Annotated in this window: 25 protein-coding genes and 1 pseudogene; 23 read left to right on the top strand and 3 right to left on the bottom strand. The window is 49.5% G+C overall.

What is annotated here, in order from left to right:
- Positions 1–19 precede the first annotated feature (19 nt).
- The 3 genes from GPK89_RS16225 to GPK89_RS07000 are packed head-to-tail and all read left to right on the top strand — an operon-like array spanning position 20 to position 2596.
- Positions 20–1900: a recombinase family protein gene (locus tag GPK89_RS16225; RefSeq protein ID WP_005933672.1), complete on the top strand. Its 1881-nt coding sequence runs from the start codon at positions 20–22 to the stop codon at positions 1898–1900.
- Between the two features lie 26 nt (positions 1901–1926).
- On the top strand, positions 1927–2280 hold the full coding sequence (locus tag GPK89_RS07005; protein WP_035394338.1) for a TnpV protein: 354 nt from the start codon (positions 1927–1929) through the stop codon (positions 2278–2280).
- A 16-nt stretch (positions 2281–2296) separates the two neighbouring features.
- Positions 2297–2596: a hypothetical protein gene (locus GPK89_RS07000; protein WP_005933668.1), complete on the top strand. Its 300-nt coding sequence runs from the start codon at positions 2297–2299 to the stop codon at positions 2594–2596.
- 27 nt (positions 2597–2623) lie between these two features.
- Here the strand turns inward: GPK89_RS07000 and GPK89_RS06995 are convergent, their stop codons facing one another.
- Positions 2624–2992 carry a helix-turn-helix transcriptional regulator gene (locus GPK89_RS06995; protein WP_005933665.1) on the bottom strand — a complete coding sequence of 123 codons (369 nt, stop codon included), beginning with the start codon at positions 2990–2992 and terminating at the stop codon, positions 2624–2626.
- A 144-nt stretch (positions 2993–3136) separates the two neighbouring features.
- On the opposite strand from GPK89_RS06995, the gene GPK89_RS06990 reads away from it, so the two are divergent.
- The 12 genes from GPK89_RS06990 to mobQ all read left to right on the top strand — a co-directional run bounded on the left by GPK89_RS06990 (position 3137) and on the right by mobQ (position 11912).
- The gene (locus tag GPK89_RS06990) at positions 3137–3325 is read left to right on the top strand and encodes a helix-turn-helix domain-containing protein (RefSeq protein ID WP_005933662.1); all 189 of its coding nucleotides are present in this window, start codon (positions 3137–3139) and stop codon (positions 3323–3325) included.
- A complete protein-coding gene (locus GPK89_RS06985; RefSeq protein WP_215692177.1) occupies positions 3318–4010 on the top strand; it encodes a response regulator transcription factor in 693 nt (230 codons plus the stop codon). Before GPK89_RS06990 ends, GPK89_RS06985 begins: the two co-directional genes overlap by 8 nt.
- A gap of 5 nt (positions 4011–4015) precedes the next feature.
- Positions 4016–4933, top strand: a complete 918-nt coding sequence (locus GPK89_RS06980) for a sensor histidine kinase (protein WP_215692176.1) — start codon at positions 4016–4018, stop codon at positions 4931–4933.
- Between the two features lie 134 nt (positions 4934–5067).
- Positions 5068–5994 carry an ABC transporter ATP-binding protein gene (locus tag GPK89_RS06975; protein ID WP_025529726.1) on the top strand — a complete coding sequence of 309 codons (927 nt, stop codon included), beginning with the start codon at positions 5068–5070 and terminating at the stop codon, positions 5992–5994.
- Positions 5987–6781: an ABC transporter permease gene (locus GPK89_RS06970; protein WP_154256123.1), complete on the top strand. Its 795-nt coding sequence runs from the start codon at positions 5987–5989 to the stop codon at positions 6779–6781. The genes GPK89_RS06975 and GPK89_RS06970 overlap by 8 nt, the downstream gene beginning before the upstream one ends.
- 12 nt (positions 6782–6793) lie before the next feature.
- The gene (locus GPK89_RS06965; protein ID WP_215692175.1) at positions 6794–7609 is read left to right on the top strand and encodes an ABC transporter permease; all 816 of its coding nucleotides are present in this window, start codon (positions 6794–6796) and stop codon (positions 7607–7609) included.
- A 5-nt stretch (positions 7610–7614) separates the two neighbouring features.
- On the top strand, positions 7615–8076 hold the full coding sequence (locus GPK89_RS06960) for a hypothetical protein (RefSeq protein ID WP_215692174.1): 462 nt from the start codon (positions 7615–7617) through the stop codon (positions 8074–8076).
- Positions 8077–8519: 443 nt separating this feature from the next.
- Positions 8520–8933, top strand: coding sequence for an RNA polymerase sigma factor (locus tag GPK89_RS06955; protein ID WP_215692173.1), 414 nt, complete (start codon positions 8520–8522; stop codon positions 8931–8933).
- A 103-nt stretch (positions 8934–9036) separates the two neighbouring features.
- A complete protein-coding gene (locus GPK89_RS06950) occupies positions 9037–9489 on the top strand; it encodes a hypothetical protein (RefSeq protein ID WP_014081145.1) in 453 nt (150 codons plus the stop codon).
- A gap of 10 nt (positions 9490–9499) precedes the next feature.
- Complete coding sequence (locus GPK89_RS06945; protein WP_215692172.1) at positions 9500–9961, top strand: RNA polymerase sigma factor; 462 nt, start codon at positions 9500–9502, stop codon at positions 9959–9961.
- A 28-nt stretch (positions 9962–9989) separates the two neighbouring features.
- Positions 9990–10280, top strand: coding sequence for a DUF3847 domain-containing protein (locus GPK89_RS06940; RefSeq protein WP_028085895.1), 291 nt, complete (start codon positions 9990–9992; stop codon positions 10278–10280).
- A 186-nt stretch (positions 10281–10466) separates the two neighbouring features.
- Entirely contained in the window at positions 10467–11912 is a 1446-nt protein-coding gene (mobQ, locus tag GPK89_RS06935; protein ID WP_215692171.1) for a MobQ family relaxase, read from the top strand.
- Between the two features lie 107 nt (positions 11913–12019).
- On the opposite strand, the gene GPK89_RS06930 is transcribed toward mobQ, so the two are convergent.
- Positions 12020–12310 carry a type II toxin-antitoxin system YafQ family toxin gene (locus GPK89_RS06930; protein WP_002596328.1) on the bottom strand — a complete coding sequence of 97 codons (291 nt, stop codon included), beginning with the start codon at positions 12308–12310 and terminating at the stop codon, positions 12020–12022.
- On the bottom strand, positions 12307–12585 hold the full coding sequence (locus GPK89_RS06925; RefSeq protein WP_005924829.1) for a type II toxin-antitoxin system RelB/DinJ family antitoxin: 279 nt from the start codon (positions 12583–12585) through the stop codon (positions 12307–12309). Before GPK89_RS06925 ends, GPK89_RS06930 begins: the two co-directional genes overlap by 4 nt.
- 126 nt (positions 12586–12711) lie before the next feature.
- On the opposite strand from GPK89_RS06925, the gene GPK89_RS06920 reads away from it, so the two are divergent.
- The 8 genes and pseudogenes from GPK89_RS06920 to GPK89_RS06885 all read left to right on the top strand — a co-directional run bounded on the left by GPK89_RS06920 (position 12712) and on the right by GPK89_RS06885 (position 17565).
- Complete coding sequence (locus GPK89_RS06920) at positions 12712–13110, top strand: cysteine-rich VLP domain-containing protein (protein WP_215692170.1); 399 nt, start codon at positions 12712–12714, stop codon at positions 13108–13110.
- A 113-nt stretch (positions 13111–13223) separates the two neighbouring features.
- A complete protein-coding gene (locus GPK89_RS06915; RefSeq protein ID WP_005933547.1) occupies positions 13224–13973 on the top strand; it encodes a phage replisome organizer N-terminal domain-containing protein in 750 nt (249 codons plus the stop codon).
- Positions 13970–14833: an ATP-binding protein gene (locus tag GPK89_RS06910; protein ID WP_005933545.1), complete on the top strand. Its 864-nt coding sequence runs from the start codon at positions 13970–13972 to the stop codon at positions 14831–14833. Before GPK89_RS06915 ends, GPK89_RS06910 begins: the two co-directional genes overlap by 4 nt.
- 64 nt (positions 14834–14897) lie before the next feature.
- Positions 14898–15071 carry a transposon-encoded TnpW family protein gene (locus GPK89_RS06905; protein ID WP_015521917.1) on the top strand — a complete coding sequence of 58 codons (174 nt, stop codon included), beginning with the start codon at positions 14898–14900 and terminating at the stop codon, positions 15069–15071.
- 77 nt (positions 15072–15148) lie between these two features.
- Entirely contained in the window at positions 15149–15514 is a 366-nt protein-coding gene (locus GPK89_RS06900) for a hypothetical protein (protein ID WP_014080225.1), read from the top strand.
- 84 nt (positions 15515–15598) lie between these two features.
- A pseudogene (locus GPK89_RS06895) lies at positions 15599–16423 on the top strand (VirD4-like conjugal transfer protein, CD1115 family); the annotation flags it as partial.
- Positions 16424–16459: 36 nt separating this feature from the next.
- Entirely contained in the window at positions 16460–16675 is a 216-nt protein-coding gene (locus GPK89_RS06890) for a Maff2 family mobile element protein (protein WP_005541840.1), read from the top strand.
- Positions 16676–16695: 20 nt separating this feature from the next.
- A complete protein-coding gene (locus tag GPK89_RS06885; protein ID WP_021739912.1) occupies positions 16696–17565 on the top strand; it encodes a VirB6/TrbL-like conjugal transfer protein, CD1112 family in 870 nt (289 codons plus the stop codon).
- Positions 17566–17576 lie beyond the last annotated feature (11 nt).

Raw genomic sequence — 17576 nt, 5'->3', positions numbered from 1 at the left:
TGTTTCAGGAGGTACAGCCATGAGAAATGAAAAAATTACCCCACTGTACGAGCGCCTGAGCCGGGACGACGAGTTACAGGGCGAGAGCAATTCCATATCCAACCAAAAACAGATGTTAGAGGATTTTGCCCGCCGGAATGGGCTGCCAAACCCTACGCACTTTACAGATGATGGTATCTCAGGCACCCGTTTTGACCGCCCCGGATTTTTGGCGATGATGGAGGAAGTGGAGGCAGGGCGTGTAGAGGCAATCGTCATCAAGGACATGAGCCGGTTGGGGCGCGACTATCTGAAGGTCGGTCAGGTCATGGAGGTTTTGCGGCAACGCGGTGTTCGTCTGATCGCCATCAACGACGGTGTGGACAGTCTGAAAGGCGATGACGATTTTACCCCATTCCGCAACATCATGAATGAATTTTACGCCCGTGATACCAGCAGGAAAATCCGTTCTGTGTTTAAGGCAAAAGGTATGAGCGGCAAGCACCTGACCGGCACTGTGATTTACGGCTACTTATGGGACGAAAAACGGGAGCATTGGCTGGTAGATGAGGAAGCCGCCGAAGTGGTACGCCGTATCTTCTCCCTCACGCTGGAGGGATATGGGCCTTATCAGATTGCCTGCAAATTATCCGCAGATCGGATTGAAATTCCCGTCGTACACCTTGCCCGCTTCAACGAGGGTGTGAACCGTTCAAAGCCGGTCAAAGACCCCTATGGATGGGGATCATCTACCATCGTGAACATTTTGAAAAAACGAGAGTATTTGGGGCACACCATCAATTTCAAGACCCGCAAGCACTTTAAGGACAAGAAAAGCCACTATGTTTCTGAGGACGAGTGGACGATCTTTGAGAATACCCATGAAGCCATTATCGACCAGCAGACCTTTGATCTGGTGCAGAAAATCCGCAGCAATGTACGGCGTTATCCAAACGGCTGGGGCGAAGCAGCTCCCCTCACAGGCTTACTCTATTGTGCCGATTGTGGCGGCAAGATGTATGTCCACCGCACCAACAATGGCAAGCGGATTTCTCAATATACCTGTTCCAATTATACCAAAGTTCCGTGTGGGACACTATGCCTTACACAACACCGTATCAATGAGAGTGCTGTTCTGACATTGGTTTCCGACACACTCCGGGCTATCGCTGAATATTCGAGAAATGACCGGACGGAATTTATTCACACTGTTCAGGAGACGCAGGTTGCTCAACAGAGTGCCGATATATCGAAAAAGCGCAGGCATCTGGCTACTGCCCAAAAGAGAGCCGGAGAACTGGAAAAACTGATTTGCAAAATCTATGAGGATAACGCCCTCGGCAAGCTGCCGGATACACGATATAAGGCGCTTGATGCACAGTATGCCAAAGAGCAGGACGCACTTGAGATTGAAATTGCGGAGTTGGAAAAGGCTGTTACCGGCTATGAGCAGAGCCAGAAATCAGCAGAGAAATTTATAGCCCTGATTGATAAGTACGAGAATTTTGACACGCTGACAAATACCATGCTCAACGAGTTTGTAGAGAAAATCCTTGTCCATGAACGCTCCCGAAAAGGCAGTCAGGATACCACGCAGGAAATTGAAATCTACTTTAATTTTTTAGGACGCTATATTCCACCATCCTTACAGCCGGTTCCTTTAACCCCAGAGGAACAGGAAGAATTGCGGAAAAGAGAAGAACGCAAGGACAGGCTCCATCAGAACTATTTGAAGCGGAAAGCCAGCGGCGCACAGAAACGGTATGAGGACAAAATCAAGGCGAAGAAAAAAGCGGAAATGGACGCTAAGAAAGCCCTGATCCGGGCTGAGGATATGAAAAAAGGTGTTTTTTCTACTATCGGGCAGCTACCAAAAGAAGAACCGCGCAAAGGCAGCATAGCAGCCAGCGCAGCAGTCTAATCATCACGGAGCAAAGGAGCATGAATATGAGTAAGTTGACTTACATTCGTTGTGGAGATTATGATATACCCAACCTAAAACTTTCTGAACAGCCGGAAACTTCTATCGGCAAGTACGGCAGGATGCGAAAGTCCTACCTGAAGGAACACCGTCCTATTCTCTACAACCAACTGCTGATGAGCGAGAAACTGTATCCGCACCTGTTAGAGATTGATTGGACAGCGCAGGAGCGCGTGGACACCATGTTGCCTCACATGATGGAGGCTGCGGGTGTCACTGAGGAACTGAAAGCCTGTGATCCTATGCGCTGGGTAGGACTGATGAACACATTAACGGCACAGATTGAGGAAATTTTAATCAGGGAACTGATTTGCAGTTGAATGGGAGGTGTGGGAAATGCTGACCTTTGAAAAGGTTCTGGAAGTGTTTCAGGCATATCTGGATGATGATCCTCTGTATGAGGTGGTGCAGACCAGCCACGGTTATACATTGATGGCATGGGAACCTCACCGGAATGACTGGTACAGCGCCGAAATACAGAAAACTCCGGAGGATTTGCGAAACGCCTTGCTGGATACATACGCCAACTTTCTGGAAGATAAGATTACCGGAAATGACCGCGATCTGACTGTGACAGAAACCGGAGAAATCCAGCAGAGGTGCCGGGAACTTTGGGAAAAGTGCCGGGAAACTTGATATAGAAACGCCAGAAGGAGGCCGCGATTATGCGTCCTCCTTCTGCTTCGCAGTCTGTTCCATTTTGAGCGCCCCGTCTATGGCACCTTCGATAATCGGCAGGTATTCTTCAGGGCAAAGCTTCAGCTTGTGGCTGACTCGTTGCCGCTGTTCGCTTTCTTCCCGCATGATCTCCGGGTTAAAATACCGTTCCACGGGAAGTCCGCAGACCTTAATCAACTGGATCATCACAGGCAGGCTCGGAATCGCACCTTGATTCTCAATGTTGGCAAGATACCGCCATTCAATCCCAACCATTTCTGCCAATGTTTTTCGTGCCAGACGCTTTGCCTCTCGTGCGGCTTTGACATCTGCGCCGAAGGTTTCAAAACCGGGACAATCTTCAACTTTCGCCATATAACATCACCCAGTTACATTGTATAATTCATACTTTGCCTGTGGAATGTTGCTATATGCAGGTTGGTTGAAGTTTATAATTCACATTCCGTTTCTTGCATTGTTCGAGAAAGAGAACTATAATGTACTCTGTGGAGGTGCGAAATGGACTATATGACATTGAAAGAGGCCGCCGAGAAATGGGGCGTGACACCTCGTAGGGTAAATTATTATTGTGCCGGTGGGCGTATCCCCGGCGCTGTGAAAATGGCCGGTGTTTGGCTGCTCCCTAAAACTGCGGAGAAGCCGCTTGATGGCCGGACAAAACAAGGAAAGGAACTACGCCATGAATAAAATTTTGATTATAGATGATGACAGAGAACTGTGCGCTTTGATTAAACGCAGCGTACAATCGGAACATATAGAAGCCGATTTTTGTAATACCGGAAAAGAGGGCTTGCAGAAATTAAAAGAGCAGGAGTATCAGCTTGTGGTGCTGGATGTGATGATGCCCGGTATGGATGGCTTTGAAACGCTGGAAGAAATCCGCAAAGAGAACAGCCTGCCGATTTTGATGTTTACATCCAAAAATGACAGCATTTCTAAAGTGCGGGGCTTACGGGCCGGGGCGGACGATTATCTGACAAAACCGTTTGATATGGACGAACTGATTGCCCGTATTGCGTCCCTCATTCGCCGCTACACCCGCTTTAATCATCAAGCCGGAGCTGTGCAAAAACTGGTTTTTGATGGATTGCAAATTGACCTTGAAAATCGTTCTGTTACGACGGAAAATGGCACTTTTGAACTTCCACCAAAGGAATTTGATCTGCTCCTGTACTGCGCAAAGCATCAAGGAAAAATTTTGACAAAACAGCAGATTTATGAGGAAGTTTGGGGCGAAGAATATTTCTATGATGACAGTAACATTATGGCGATTATCAGCCGGCTTCGTAAAAAATTAGAAGTCAATCCTTCAAGCCCAAAGTATATCCAAACGGTCAAAGGGATTGGCTACCGCTTTAATAAGGAGGTATAGCCAATATGGAAATCATCGTTTTCTTGTCCATTGTGATTGCTGTTGTGGCTGTGCTGACTTCCATCGTTCTCGTTCGGCGCGTAAAAAAACAAATCGCAGAAATGACCGATGTGCTGGTTGATGTGAAAAACGGAAATGGCAACCGGCGTATTCTGTCTGCAACAAATGAATTGACAGCACCTCTTGCCTATGAAATCAATGAGATTGTTGTGTCCTATGAAAGCAGACTTTCAACTGTACGGCAGACAGAAGAAACCAACCGCCAGCTTATGACGAGCCTTTCCCATGATGTTCGGACACCCCTTACCACTCTGATTGGGTATCTTGACGCTGCACACAAAGGACTGGTCACAGGAAAAGACCGGGATGATTATATTGAAACCGCCCGCCGGAAAGCCCATGATCTGAAAGAATATATTGATGTGCTCTTTGACTGGTTCAAGTTAAATTCCAATGAGTTTGCTTTGGAGATCCAGAGCGTTGAGGCCGCAGAGCTGACAAGAAATATCCTGATCGACTGGATACCGATTTTTGAGGATAAACAGGTCGATTATGACATTGACATTCCAGAACAGCCTGTCCGGGTAAAATTGGATATGGACAGCTATATGAGGATTATCAACAATCTCATTCAAAATGTAATTGCTCACAGCCATGCGGACAAAATTAAAATTGCCCTGTCAAAGCAGGGAAATCACATGGAGCTGCTGCTGGCGGATAATGGTGTGGGGATTGAAAAAGAAGATTTGAAACACATTTTTGAACGGCTTTATAAGTGTGATAAGGGTCGGTCTGAAAAAGGCAGCGGTCTTGGCCTTTCTATTGTCCATCAGTTAGTAGAAAAGATGGGTGGAAATATAACAGTTGAAAGTGTACCGGGAAAAGGAACTAAATTTATGTTGCTTTTTCCTTTGGAGATTTAAGCGGGTTCCCGTCCTTGCGGCGGGAACCCTTGTCATTTTAGCCGGATTCTAAATTGCAAGGTTAATGCAAGGTTGCGGCAAGGTTAATGCAAGGTTGGCGTGATAGAATACCTTGCAGAACAGGAGGTTTGAATATGAACACAAATACCATTATTGAAACAAAAAATCTGACGAAGCAATACGGCTCGCAAAAGAGTGTGGCTGACTTGAATATCCATGTGAAGCGTGGGAGAATTTATGGTCTGCTGGGGAGAAACGGAGCCGGAAAAACCACAACCATGAAGATGCTGTTGGGCTTAACAAATCCGACTTCCGGGGAGGTCAAAATCTGGGGAAAGTCCTTGCAGGGAAACGAAAAGAAGTTATTGCCCCGTATTGGCAGTCTGATCGAGTCCCCCGGCTTTTATCCCAATCTGACCGGCACAGAAAATTTGCGTATCTTTGCCACCCTGCGGGGTGTACCAAACAATCATGCCGTCAAAGACGCTCTGGATCTGGTAGGACTGCCCTACAAAGATAAGAAGCTCTTTTCGCAGTATTCCCTTGGTATGAAGCAGCGGCTTGCGATTGCCCTTGCCGTTATGCACGATCCGGAGCTTTTAATTTTGGATGAGCCGATCAACGGTCTCGATCCCATCGGTATTGCAGAAGTACGCTCCTTTATTCGGGAGCTCTGCGATGCAAGAGGAAAAACCATTTTGATTTCCAGTCACATTCTTTCGGAGATTTCTCTGCTGGCTGACGATATTGGAATTATCGACCACGGCGCATTGCTGGAAGAAGAAAGCCTTGCTGAGCTGGAGCAAAAAAGCAGCAAACATATTCGTTTTACGCTCTCTGATACTGCACAGGCGGCAAGGATTTTGGAACGCAATTTCCATGAAAACCATTTTTCTATACAGGACGACCACAATCTGCGCCTGCACAACCTTGATCTGCCTGTTGGGAAAATTGTAACTGCCTTTGTGGAAAACGGATTGGAGGTCTCGGAGGCGCATACTTGTGAAGAAAGTCTTGAAGATTACTTCAAGCGTGTGACAGGGGGCGAAGGAATTGCTTAAACTAATCAAATGCGAATTTTTGAAATTAAAACGGAAGCCATTGGTATTTATTTCCCTACTGCTTTCTGTTTTCATGCCATTGGCTTATGCTTTCTTTCTGGCAGATGTAAACACTGATGTGGATGCTGTAAATGGAGTGATGTCCAGCCTGTTCCAGCTCAGTGCCTATTTGCTTTTGATGCCGCTTCTTGTGATACTGGCTTCCAATCTGCTGTTTGAGGAGCTGGACAATGACACACTAAAAAACCTTGTTACCATACCAATAAATAGAACCAAGTTGGTGCTGTCCAAGATGCTGGTTTTACTATTGTTTGCCGTTGGCTTTATGGCAGTTGGAGGATTGGTAAATCTTGCGGTTTTGCTGTTTCAGGGCTGGGAGCCGGTTGGGTTTTGGACCTTGTTTGGCGTTGGGATAGAAGAAGGGCTGATTATGTGGGTAGGCGCACTTCCATGTATCCTGCTCGTTGTTCTTCTTAATAAAAACTATATCGTGTCGGTCGTGATTACCTTTTTCTATACGACTGCAAATTATATCCTTTCGATGAGCGATGCGTTCCTCACACAGCCTTTTGGTTTGAATATCGGAACCCTGCTTCCGGGACCGCTGGCTTTCCGCTGGACATTCCAATTTTATGACCAAAGCCAGACCAGTGCGGAATTGGCAGACTTGTTGGAACGGATCAGTCCGTATTTCCTGAATAGTGTTCAGGTGTTCGGCGTGATTATTGTGGAGGCGATTGTATTTCTTGCGCTGATTGCGATGGTTTATCGGCGTCAGGAAATCTAAGGGGGTGTAATTATGTGGAATTTATTAAAAGCGGAATTGCTCAAGCTACGCCGGTGCCAAATACTTTGGGTGGGGCTGGTGGCGCTTGCACTCTGTCCGTTGGTGCAATATGGGAGCCAGCTGATTGTGGAGGCGGAGTACCGAAATCCAAACTATGATTTTTCCACTCTGTTTGAGAATGTTGTCTGGGGCAATACGCAGATGTTTTTTCCGATTTCACTGGTGATGATTGGCAGCTGGCTGATTGACAGAGAATCCACCCATGATACGCTGAAAAACATCATGACAATTCCTGTTTCCATGCCGAAAATGCTGGGAGCTAAGCTCTTTTGGGTCGGGATTTTTGCAGTCCTGCTGGGAATATACAGCGTCGGCGTTACCTTGATTACTGGATTGACGGTTGGATTATCGGGACTGACAGTGGAAGTGTTTTTTCATGGAGGTACACAGATCGTGTTGGCAGCTCTGACGACCTATTTGGTCTGTATGCCGCTGATCTTGATTTTTGGGCAGATCCGAGGGGCATATCTGGGCGGTTCCATTCTGGCGTTTTTCCTTGGATATAGCATGCTGTTCTTCAAAGGCGGTATCCTTGCCAGCATCTATCCGTTTTCTGCTGCGCTGATTTTAGTGGGCTTTGACATGAGTGGATATGCCGGAACAACCACAGCCCCGAATCCTTTGCTGGCAGTCATTGGGGTTGGCATCATGGTTCTCTGGGCGGTGCTGTTGTTACTGATGTCCAGTAACAAAAAAGAAATGAAAGCCCGTAAACAGACAAAGGCTAAGGGAAGAGGAAAGCGTGCTGTACGCAGGAAAGGAAGGTGATACCTGTGAAGAAAATAGTTCTATCACTATGCCTGATACTGTGTGGTGTCTCTATACTTTCCGGTTGTACAAAAGATGAAGTTCTCGATCAGTATAATAATATTGTGCAGTCTACTGGTTCCATAGCGCTTACCGGAAATTTGTCCTTACAAGGCACGAAAGAAAAAGGGATTGATGATTATACCGGATGCTATACAGCCGACTATGAGGATTTTTCAGATACAGAGTATTTGTTCGGAGGAACTTCCATAAAGCGTGAAGCGGGTAAGGATTTGTCTATTGACTGCACTCTGGAGGTTTCGGAGGGTACTGCAAAAGTATTTTGGCTTTCTGGAGCTGATGAAGCAGTTACTTTGATTGAAACAACCGGAACATACAGCGATACAATCACACTTCCTGAAGGTGGAAACTATATCGGCATTGAATGTGAAAATTTCACTGGAAGCATTGAATTGAATATTGAATAATACTCTGCCGGACGACGGCAAAAGAAAAAAAGCCGTCGTAGAGCAGACAATTTGACACGCCCATTTGAAACGGCGGCTTTGATTTTCAGAGCCGCCGTTTCTTTGCGTTTACACAAACCTATGACGACTTGCAGGGACACGGTAGCCGATTGGAGGTTATTTTGCCGTGTCCTTTTCTCTTTTTCGCAGTATCCATGATCTGCACCAGCTAAAAAAAGCCTGTTCCCAGCAGCGGAGCAATGCGGTCAGAAGTATGCACTATACCATGTAACTAAACAGCAAAATATACTCTATTACGCTCGTATGGCTTTATGCCGTCCGGGCGCTTTTTTGTCCCTATGGAGCCGGAACATCGGGTCAGCATGGCCCGAACTTTATCCCCGGTGCCGCTCCCCGCCGCCCCATTCAGATTTACCCAAAAAATCTGAATGGAGGAAAGGCAGATGGAAGTTACCATCAATTATAACGGACAAGCTGTGGCCGTGGAGGTTACGCTGGAAGTCTATGAATTTCTTGACCGGGCCGATCATAAAACAGAGAACCTGTTCCATGAACAGCGGAGGCATTGGGATGGCCGGGAGTTTGACGAGTACATCATTACCACCGAGGGTGTAGGGGTCTACGGCGAAACGCCGGAAGAATACCTTTGCCGCATGGAAACGCTGCATGAGCTGATGGCTGTTCTGGACACCTGTACCGAAGCGCAGCGCAGCCGGTTCCTGCTCTATGCGCTTGACGGACTGAGCCTTGCAGAGATCGGTGTGCTGTGCAGCTGCTCCAAAGTGGCTGTGTATCAAAGTGTGGAGGCGGTCAGAAAAAAATTTATAAATTTCTTTGAGAACAGGCTTAACGAATGACCTGTTTTCTGGCTACCAAGTGAAAGGGATCATTTCCCTTATCTCAGCGAGGGGCGGACAGCGGACGAGCTGCCCGCCTCTCCAATTTTCAGGAGGTAAGCCTATGAAAACAATCAATCTGCGGTGGATGTATCCCCACTACCGGCATGACGAGTTTGTGGATGTTACGGACAAGGTATGGGCAGCGATGTATCAGGCCCAGCGGGAGATGGAGAACTATGAGCGTCGGAAAGTCTACCACCGCGCCTACTACTCTCTGGACGCATACAGCTGGCTGGAAAATTACGCACTGGAACACAGCAGATCGCCGGAAGATATTTTGCTGGAACGAGAAGAAATGACCACCCGCCTGCACCTGATTGCAGCTCTGCCTGCGGCTCTGGCTCATGCCACTCCGACACAGGCCCGCCGTGTTCACGCCTACTACATTGCCGGTATCAAGCAGCCGGAAATCGCCCGGAGAGAGGGTATCCATAGCAGTAAGGTCAGCGTTGCCATCCACCGGGGGCTGCGGAATATGCGCCGCTGCTATGATGACCTTTTTCAAACAGAGTGAGGGCGTGCCTATGCAGACCATCAATCTCAAACAATATTATCCATTTTGCAAAGAGGACATTTTTGTGGAGGTGTCCGATGAGATCGTCGAAGCGTTTCTTCTGGACAAGAGAGCCGAGGCCGCCAGAGATCGCAAGATGTTCCGGTATAAGGCGTTTTATTCCCTCGATTGTAACGATGGAATCGAAAATGCCGCCATCGGCTGGGCGCAGCCATCGCCGGAGGACTACCTGATAGAAAAAGAAGAATTAGCCGAATACGAAGAACTGATACAGCGATTGTACAAAGCCATTTCTTCCCTGTCCCCCATACAAGCTCGTCGTGTCCACGCCCGCTATATATTGGGTATGAAAGTGAAAGATATTGCCGCAATGGAGGGTATCACGCCATCACAGGCGGGAAAATCCATCCATGCCGCACTGCGGAGGCTGCGCCGGTACTTTGCGCGTCAGAAATGGACGGTCAATCTATGAGTATTTCCAAAGAAAAGAGGTGCCTGACATGAACGAAAAAATTACAGCCCACCCCCAAAAAGAAGAACGGGAGAAAGTCCTGAAGGAGATTCGGCAGCTTGAAAACCGAAAGAAGATTTTGGAGAACAAGCAGCGGAACGAGGAACGCAGGGTTCGCACCCGCCGCCTGATTGAGCGCGGAGCCATTTTGGAGGGGATTTTCCCGCTGGCTCCCGACCTTTCCGGCGCAGAGGTCAAAACATTTCTGATTGCCCTGTCCCATCTTCCGGGGGCTGCGGAATTGACTGCAAACCTGCCAAAATCCGGGGACACGCCATAAGTCCCTTGTTTACAAGGGCGCACTTATACACCGTTGCCGGTGCTGTGCGCCCTGCCGGGGGCGTTGCGTACTTCGTTCGCGATGGGAAGCTACGCTCCCCAAACCCCTTGTGCGCTCTGCGCAGCCAGACACCCACTTTGCGTTTGTCCGGCTCCACAGAGCCTGTTATCCCCTCACTGAAAGGAGGTGTTCCCCATAGATTTCTGTCATATCCCCATCAGTATCATCAAGCGCAGCGCAGGACGTTCTGCTGTTGCCGCAGCTGCTTACCGCAGCGGAACCAAGCTGACAAATGAATGGGACGGAATGACCCACGACTACACCCGGAAAGGCGGCATTGTCCATGCGGAGATCATGCTGCCTGCCCACGCGCCGCCGGAATTTGCAGACCGATCTATCCTCTGGAACAGCGTGGAGCAAATCGAGAAAGCCAGGGACAGCCAGCTTGCCCGCGAGATTGAAGCAGCCCTGCCCCGCGAACTGTCCAGAGAACAGCAGCTTGCCCTTGTCCGGGCCTATGTGAAGGACAACTTTGTGGACAAGGGGATGTGCGCCGATTTTGCTATCCATGACAAGGGAACCGGCAACCCTCATGTCCATATCATGCTGACGCTCCGGCCTCTGAAAGACAATGGACAGTGGGGCGCAAAGTGCCGCAAGGCATACGATCTGGACGAGAATGGACAGCGTATCCCGGATGGGAAAGGCGGCTGGAAAAATCATCGTGAGGATACAACCGATTGGAACGATAAAGGAAATGTGGAGATTTGGCGGGCAGCGTGGGCGGCCTACACCAATCGGGCGCTGGAATCTGCCGACAGACCGGAACGCATTGACCATCGCAGCTACAAGCGGCAGGGCATTGATAAGATTCCCTCTGTCCATCTGGGGCCAGCCGCCAGCCAAATGGAAAAGCGCGGCATCCGCACCGACAAGGGCGAAGTAAACCGGCAGATCGCCGCCGACAACAAGCTGCTCAAGGAAATCAAGGCCCGCATTACCCGCCTTTACAACTGGTCTAAGGCCGAAGCCGAAAAGCCGGAGGGCCAGCAGCCCAGCATGATTGACTTGTGGGAGGCCCAGCAGCAGCTCAAGCGGCCTGACACCCGCACCGGCAAAATCCGAGCTTTGCAGGAGAGCGCCGCCCTGTTCAGCTTTTTGCAGGCAAACGGCATCCAGTCCATGCAGCAGCTCCATGAAAAAATAGCAGATATGAACACCCGCTACTATGACCTGCGGGGAAAAATCGTCAAGGCCGAGCGCCGGATCGCCACCCTTACCGAGCGCGGGGAGATGTGGGAACAGTACAACCAGTACAAGTCCATCCACAAGCAGCTTGCCAAAGTAAAGCCGGAAAAACGGGAACAGTTTGAACAGCGCCACAGTCGGGAACTGATTCTGTATGACGCAGCGGCCCGGTATCTGAAAGAACTGAAAGACAGCGGCGAGGGGATCACTCCGAAGGCATGGCAGCGGGAAATTGACCAGCTGACCGCCGGAAAGCAGACGGACACGCTTGCCATGAAATCCATGCGGAAGGATTTGAAAGCAGTGGAACAGCTCCGCAAAACCGCCGAGCAGCTGTCCCGACAGGAACGGGACAAGCCTCACGACCGGGAGCCGGATCGGTAAAGGATACTGCATTTGGGCGTACCCCTGTCAAGTGCGTCGCATTTCACGACATACTTTTGCACACAGAAAAACCGCCGTACAGGTTTCCCCATACGGCGGCAGACTGTTTATTTGCCGAACAAGTCGCTGTGTGTGCCGGTGCGGGCCAGCGTCAGCACCAGAACATCATCTTCTATGCGGTAGACAAGCAGCCAGTCCGGGAGAATGTGACATTCCCGATGGCCTGCCCAATCGCCGGACAGGTCATGGTCACGGTTCTTATCCGGCAGCGGTTCGCCCATCGCCAGCAACGCTACGACCTGCTCCAGCAGCTCAATCTTCAAGCCACGCTTTATAGCTCGTTTGTAGTCCTTTTTGAAACTGGTCGTGTACTTGACGGTATATTTGGTTTCTTTCATCTTTTCAGGTCAGCAAATAACTCGTCAAGGTCATTGTAGCCCTTTACAGACGGGTCTTTTGCAATCCTTTCCGCTTCCAGCATGGCAGCAACCGTTTCTTTGTTCGGCTGTTCCAGCCTTACTTCAAAGGGAATGCCGCCTTCACGAAGCGACTGGCGCACAAAGATGTTAAACGCCGTAGTCAGGTTCATGCCAAGTTCAGTAAACAGTGCGTCCGCTTGCGCTTTCAAATCTGCGTCCATGCGGATACTGATGTTTGTGGTATTTCCAGCCATACGATCAACCCCTTTCTGCTGGCAATTATAGTATATGCCATTTGCACGAAGAAAACAATGCTTTGCACGAATATTTAACAATAAATTCATTCAAGGAGGTTACCGGCTTTATGAAAGAAATCATTTATGAAGAACAATAAGTCTGAACCTATCCCTGTCATGGATTACCGCCAGTACCGCAGAGTGCGGCGGCTGGTACATGAGTGCTGCAACTATGACGGCGGCCACTGTATCGCGCTGGATGATGGGGAGGAATGTGTCTGTGTCCAGTCTATTTCCTACTCCCTGTTGTGCAGGTGGTTTCGGGCGGCGGTATTGCCGCAGGATAAGGAACTGGAAACGGCGCTGTTCCACCGGCTGAATGCTAAGAAATGCGCCGTATGCGGGGCGCTGTTTACCCCCGGTTCTAACCGGGCTAAATACTGCCCGGAATGTGCCGCACGCATGAAGCGGATTAACGCCGCAAAGCGCAAGCGGAAACAACGGGAGAAATGTCACGCTTTAGGGGCTGAAAAACCCTTGTAAATCAAGGCTTTTTTTGAGGGTGTCAAAGGCAGTCTGATAGATTTATCCTCTGACCCCTAAAATAGCCTTAAAATGCGTACAGAATCCCAAAAGAACCCCTAAGGAGGAACCCTATGTCAGACAATCGAAAATATTATTACCTGAAACTCAAAGAAAACTATTTTGATGATGATTCCATCGTGCTGCTGGAAAGTATGCAGGACGGTGTGCTGTATTCCAACATTCTGCTCAAGCTGTACCTGAAATCGCTGAAACATGGCGGGCGGCTCCAGCTTGACGAGGACATCCCTTACACAGCGCAGATGATCGCTACCATTACCCGCCAGCAGATCGGCACTGTGGAGAGAGCCTTGCAGATCTTTTTGAAGCTGGGTCTTGTGGAAGTGCTGGACAGCGGCACATTCTACATGAGCAACATCGAACTTTTAATAGGCCAGTCCTCTACCGAGGCCGAGCGAAAGCGGGCTGCAAGGCTTCAAAATAAGGCTCTTTCTGCGCTCCGGACAAGTGGCGGACATTTGTCCGACATTCGTCCACCAGAGATAGAGATAGAGTTAGAGAAAGAGATAGAGATAAAGAGAGAGATAGAGAAGGTACGCCCTGAAACGGGGCACCCTTCCCACACCTATGGCCGTTACCAGAATGTTTTCCTGACGGATGAAGAACTGGCAGACTTGCAGGTCAGCTTTCCTGCTGTATGGGAACAGTACATCGAAAAGCTGTCCGAGTACATGGCTTCTACTGGCAAGCGTTATCAGAGCCATGCAGCGACCATCCGGCGTTGGGCCGGTGAGGACGCTAAAAAAACGGTCACACCCTCACGCAACCGGGATTACAGCGTAAAGGAGGATGAAACTGTATGATTGAGATTACCGCAGAAATCCGGGCATTCATCGACAAGGCAGCTGCCGGTGTGGAATTGGCTGAGGACGAGTATATAGACCCGTCAGACGGGCTCATTCACTGTAAGAAATGCGGCGGCCAGAGGCAGACCGTTGTGCCATGCTTCGGGAAATCCGGCTACTTTATGCCGCACTGCATCTGCCAGTGCCAGCGGGAGGCTGAGGAGCAGCGCAAGGCTGCTGAAGAACGGCAGCGCCGCATGGAGCGTATCAAACGCCGAAAGGCACAGGGCCTGCAAGACCGTTATCTGTACGACTACACATTTTCCAATGATAACAGGCAAAACCCATTGATGGACAAGGCTCATGCCTATGTGGAGAACTGGAAAGAGGCATATAAGAGCAATATCGGGCTTTTACTGTTTGGAGATGTGGGAACCGGCAAGTCTTTTTTCGCCGGATGTATTGCCAACGCTCTACTTGACCAGGATGTGCCGGTGCTGATGACGAACTTCCCCACCATTCTGAACCGCCTGACAGGGATGTTCTCTGAGGACAGGTCAGAGTTTATTGCCAGCTTTGACGAATATGACCTGCTTATCATTGACGATCTGGGTGTAGAGCGCAGTACCGAATATGCTATGGAGCAGATGTTTTTCGTCATCGACAGCCGCTATCGCAGCCGAAGACCCATGATTATCACAACAAACTTGAAACTGTCCGAGCTGAAAAATCCGCCTGATCTGGCCCACGCCCGTATCTATGACCGTATTTTGGAACGGTGTGCGCCGATCCTCTTTGACGGGAAGAATTTCCGGGAAGAAAATGCCGGTGTCACCCGACAGGCAGCAAAAGACATTGTAAACAGTAAGCACGATTGATTTTTTACCGGGCGGCACAGACCCGTTCGGAGAAAGGAGCGCTATGAACAAAGAACCCCGTACTATGCAGATGGCAGACGCCGCTGCTGCGGCCAGAGCGCCGGAAAACACGCCAGCGATGGTAAAGAAAATCGGCAAGACGACCTACAAGGTTCATGTCCATTTCAGCAATACCAGCACAGAAACCATGAGCGATAAAATCAAGCGTATGCTCAAAAATGAAATTCAGCAGATGTGACAGACTGATAAACTAAGCCGCCTTGTGCTAAACTGATGATGGTACGCACCAAAATTTTTGTCAAGGAGGACATGAAAATGCTTTACACAGAAAAAGAGAAACATGAAATTGAGCGAGTAAAGGAAGTCTTTGCGGAACATCTGCGGCAAAGCCCTGATTTTGAATTGCTCTGGTCGGACAAGGTGGGCTATGTCTGGCTGACGATTGGCGTAAATCCAGTCTATGTGGATACCGGTATCAGGATAGAATCTGCCGCCGATCTCTGCGGCAAGTGTTTGGATGATGTTGCTACGGATGTTTTATATATGACTGGCAACGATCATGCACTGGAAGCAGCCGACCCGCTGGAGTTAGCCGAAATCAAGCGGCTCTGGGAGCCATATATCAACCAGCTGCCAGACTATGCGTATCTCTGCAAAGACCTGCTGAACGGAAAAATGTAATCTGTTAAATGAGGTGTCAGGAGCCATACAGTGCTTCTGGCACCTTTTGTGAGTTTTCTGTGAATTTGATTAAAAAGTCCTTGACAATTTGTCTCTGGCAAGACCTTAAAATCCATCCTCATTTCCTGCGGTGCCCGGCTTGCTCCCTTCGACATCAAGGAGCTACGGGACCTGATGGAATATGACGAACTGGAACTGGATACCCTGGGCGACCAAAAGACGGCGCTGTTTGTGATTCTTTCGGATACGGACAGCACTTTCAATTTCGTGGCCGCCCTCATGTATAGTCAGCTTTTCAATCTGCTCTGCGACAAGGCGGATGACTTCTACGGCGGGCGGCTGCCTGTCCATGTCCGTCTGATCCTTGACGAGTTCGCCAACATCGGCCAGATACCGAACTTCGATAAGCTGATTGCCACCATCCGAAGCCGTGAAATATCGGCTTCTATTATTTTGCAGTCGCAGAGCCAGTTAAAGACCATCTACAAGGACGCGGCAGATACCATCGTCGGTAACTGTGACAGCACCTTGTTTTTGGGCGGCAAAGAGAAATCCACGCTCAAGGAAATTTCGGAGCTGCTGGGGAAAGAGACCATTGATCTCTATAACCAGTCCGAAAACCGGGGCAGCCAGGTTTCTCATGGCCTCAGTTATCAGAAATTAGGAAAGGAGTTGATGACCCAGGACGAATTGGCAGTGATGGACGGCGGCAAGTGTATCTTCATGCTGCGGGGCGTGCGCCCGTTCCTTTCGGACAAGTACGACCTCACCCGGCACCCGAATTACAGATACACGGCCGACGCCGACCCTAAAAATGTCTTTGACATGGAACGGTACATGAAGAAGCAGCGTGCCGTGGTAAAACCCACGGACACCTTCGATGTGTACGAGATTGACGCAACAACTTAACCCAAAATCAAAAACATTTTTTAGGAGGATTATTTTATGGAATTTTTCAACAGCGCAGTTGGTGTTTTGCAGACTCTCGTGGTGGCCCTGGGCGCAGGTCTTGGTATCTGGGGCGTTATCAACCTTCTGGAAGGTTACGGCCAGGACAACCCTGCTTCCAAAAGCCAGGGTATGAAACAGTTGATGGCCGGCGGCGGTGTCGCCCTCATCGGCATCACCCTTGTACCTCTGCTCTCCGGCCTGTTCGGTTGATCGTCTGGCGGTGATCGCTTATGGGCGGCATACTCGACAAACTCGATGAATGGCTCCGAGGGCTGCTCATCGAGGGGATCACGGGAAACCTGTCGGGCATGTTCGATACGGTCAATACCAAAGTAGGCGAGATCGCCGGTGAAGTGGGACAGACGCCGCTGGCATGGAACAGCGGCGTCTTTTCTATGATCCGAAACCTCTCTGAAACGGTGATCGTTCCAATCGCCGGGGTTATCCTGACATTCGTAATGTGTTATGAGCTGATCCAGCTTGTGACAGAGAAAAACAATCTGCACGATGTAGATACCTGGATGTTCTTCAAGTGGATTTTCAAGACTTTCTGTGCCGTTCTTATTGTGACGAACACATGGAATATCGTCATGGGTATCTTCGATGTGGGGCAAAGCGTTGTGAACAGCAGCGCGGGCGTCATCATTGGGAATACCTCCATTGATATCAGCAGCGTCATCACGGATATGGAGGCGCAGCTTGAAGCCCTGGGTACGGGAGAACTGTTCGGGCTGTGGTTCCAGTCCCTTTTCGTGGGGCTTACCATGAACGCCCTTTCCATCTGTATCATGCTTGTCATTTACGGCCGCATGATCGAGGTGTATTTGACAACTTCCGTTGGACCAATTCCGCTTGCCACTATGACAAACCGGGATTGGAGCCATACAGGACAGAACTACTTGAAATCCCTGTTTGCATTGGCGTTCCAGGCATTTCTAATCATGGTGTGCGTGGGAATCTACTCTGTTTTGGTACAGAGTATCGCCACGGACGGAAATATTTCAGGCGCGATATGGGCCTGCATGGGCTACACGGTCCTGCTGTGCTTCGCCCTGTTCAAGACCGGCAGCCTCTCTAAGAGCCTGTTCGGAGCGCATTAAGGAGGCTTGAT

Origin of the sequence: Gemmiger formicilis (assembly GCF_018784445.1) — a bacterium.
Taxonomy (GTDB): domain Bacteria; phylum Bacillota; class Clostridia; order Oscillospirales; family Ruminococcaceae; genus Gemmiger.
Note: the sequence above shows the minus strand (reverse complement) of the source record. Positions and strands in the feature narration are given on the sequence as shown.

Coding starts and splice junctions, on each gene's coding strand:
- GPK89_RS06955 (WP_215692173.1), top strand. CDS start 8,520: ATGGAAGTTACCATCAATTATAACGGACAAGCTGTGGCCGTGGAGGTT.
- GPK89_RS06900 (WP_014080225.1), top strand. CDS start 15,149: ATGCTTTACACAGAAAAAGAGAAACATGAAATTGAGCGAGTAAAGGAA.
- GPK89_RS06945 (WP_215692172.1), top strand. CDS start 9,500: ATGCAGACCATCAATCTCAAACAATATTATCCATTTTGCAAAGAGGAC.
- GPK89_RS06975 (WP_025529726.1), top strand. CDS start 5,068: ATGAACACAAATACCATTATTGAAACAAAAAATCTGACGAAGCAATAC.
- GPK89_RS07005 (WP_035394338.1), top strand. CDS start 1,927: ATGAGTAAGTTGACTTACATTCGTTGTGGAGATTATGATATACCCAAC.
- GPK89_RS07000 (WP_005933668.1), top strand. CDS start 2,297: ATGCTGACCTTTGAAAAGGTTCTGGAAGTGTTTCAGGCATATCTGGAT.
- GPK89_RS06950 (WP_014081145.1), top strand. CDS start 9,037: ATGAAAACAATCAATCTGCGGTGGATGTATCCCCACTACCGGCATGAC.
- GPK89_RS06940 (WP_028085895.1), top strand. CDS start 9,990: ATGAACGAAAAAATTACAGCCCACCCCCAAAAAGAAGAACGGGAGAAA.
- GPK89_RS06980 (WP_215692176.1), top strand. CDS start 4,016: ATGGAAATCATCGTTTTCTTGTCCATTGTGATTGCTGTTGTGGCTGTG.
- GPK89_RS06885 (WP_021739912.1), top strand. CDS start 16,696: ATGGGCGGCATACTCGACAAACTCGATGAATGGCTCCGAGGGCTGCTC.
- GPK89_RS06920 (WP_215692170.1), top strand. CDS start 12,712: ATGAAGAACAATAAGTCTGAACCTATCCCTGTCATGGATTACCGCCAG.
- GPK89_RS06985 (WP_215692177.1), top strand. CDS start 3,318: ATGAATAAAATTTTGATTATAGATGATGACAGAGAACTGTGCGCTTTG.
- GPK89_RS06995 (WP_005933665.1), bottom strand. CDS start 2,992: ATGGCGAAAGTTGAAGATTGTCCCGGTTTTGAAACCTTCGGCGCAGAT.
- GPK89_RS06915 (WP_005933547.1), top strand. CDS start 13,224: ATGTCAGACAATCGAAAATATTATTACCTGAAACTCAAAGAAAACTAT.
- GPK89_RS16225 (WP_005933672.1), top strand. CDS start 20: ATGAGAAATGAAAAAATTACCCCACTGTACGAGCGCCTGAGCCGGGAC.
- GPK89_RS06890 (WP_005541840.1), top strand. CDS start 16,460: ATGGAATTTTTCAACAGCGCAGTTGGTGTTTTGCAGACTCTCGTGGTG.
- GPK89_RS06965 (WP_215692175.1), top strand. CDS start 6,794: ATGTGGAATTTATTAAAAGCGGAATTGCTCAAGCTACGCCGGTGCCAA.
- GPK89_RS06930 (WP_002596328.1), bottom strand. CDS start 12,310: ATGAAAGAAACCAAATATACCGTCAAGTACACGACCAGTTTCAAAAAG.
- GPK89_RS06905 (WP_015521917.1), top strand. CDS start 14,898: ATGCAGATGGCAGACGCCGCTGCTGCGGCCAGAGCGCCGGAAAACACG.
- GPK89_RS06910 (WP_005933545.1), top strand. CDS start 13,970: ATGATTGAGATTACCGCAGAAATCCGGGCATTCATCGACAAGGCAGCT.
- GPK89_RS06990 (WP_005933662.1), top strand. CDS start 3,137: ATGGACTATATGACATTGAAAGAGGCCGCCGAGAAATGGGGCGTGACA.
- GPK89_RS06925 (WP_005924829.1), bottom strand. CDS start 12,585: ATGGCTGGAAATACCACAAACATCAGTATCCGCATGGACGCAGATTTG.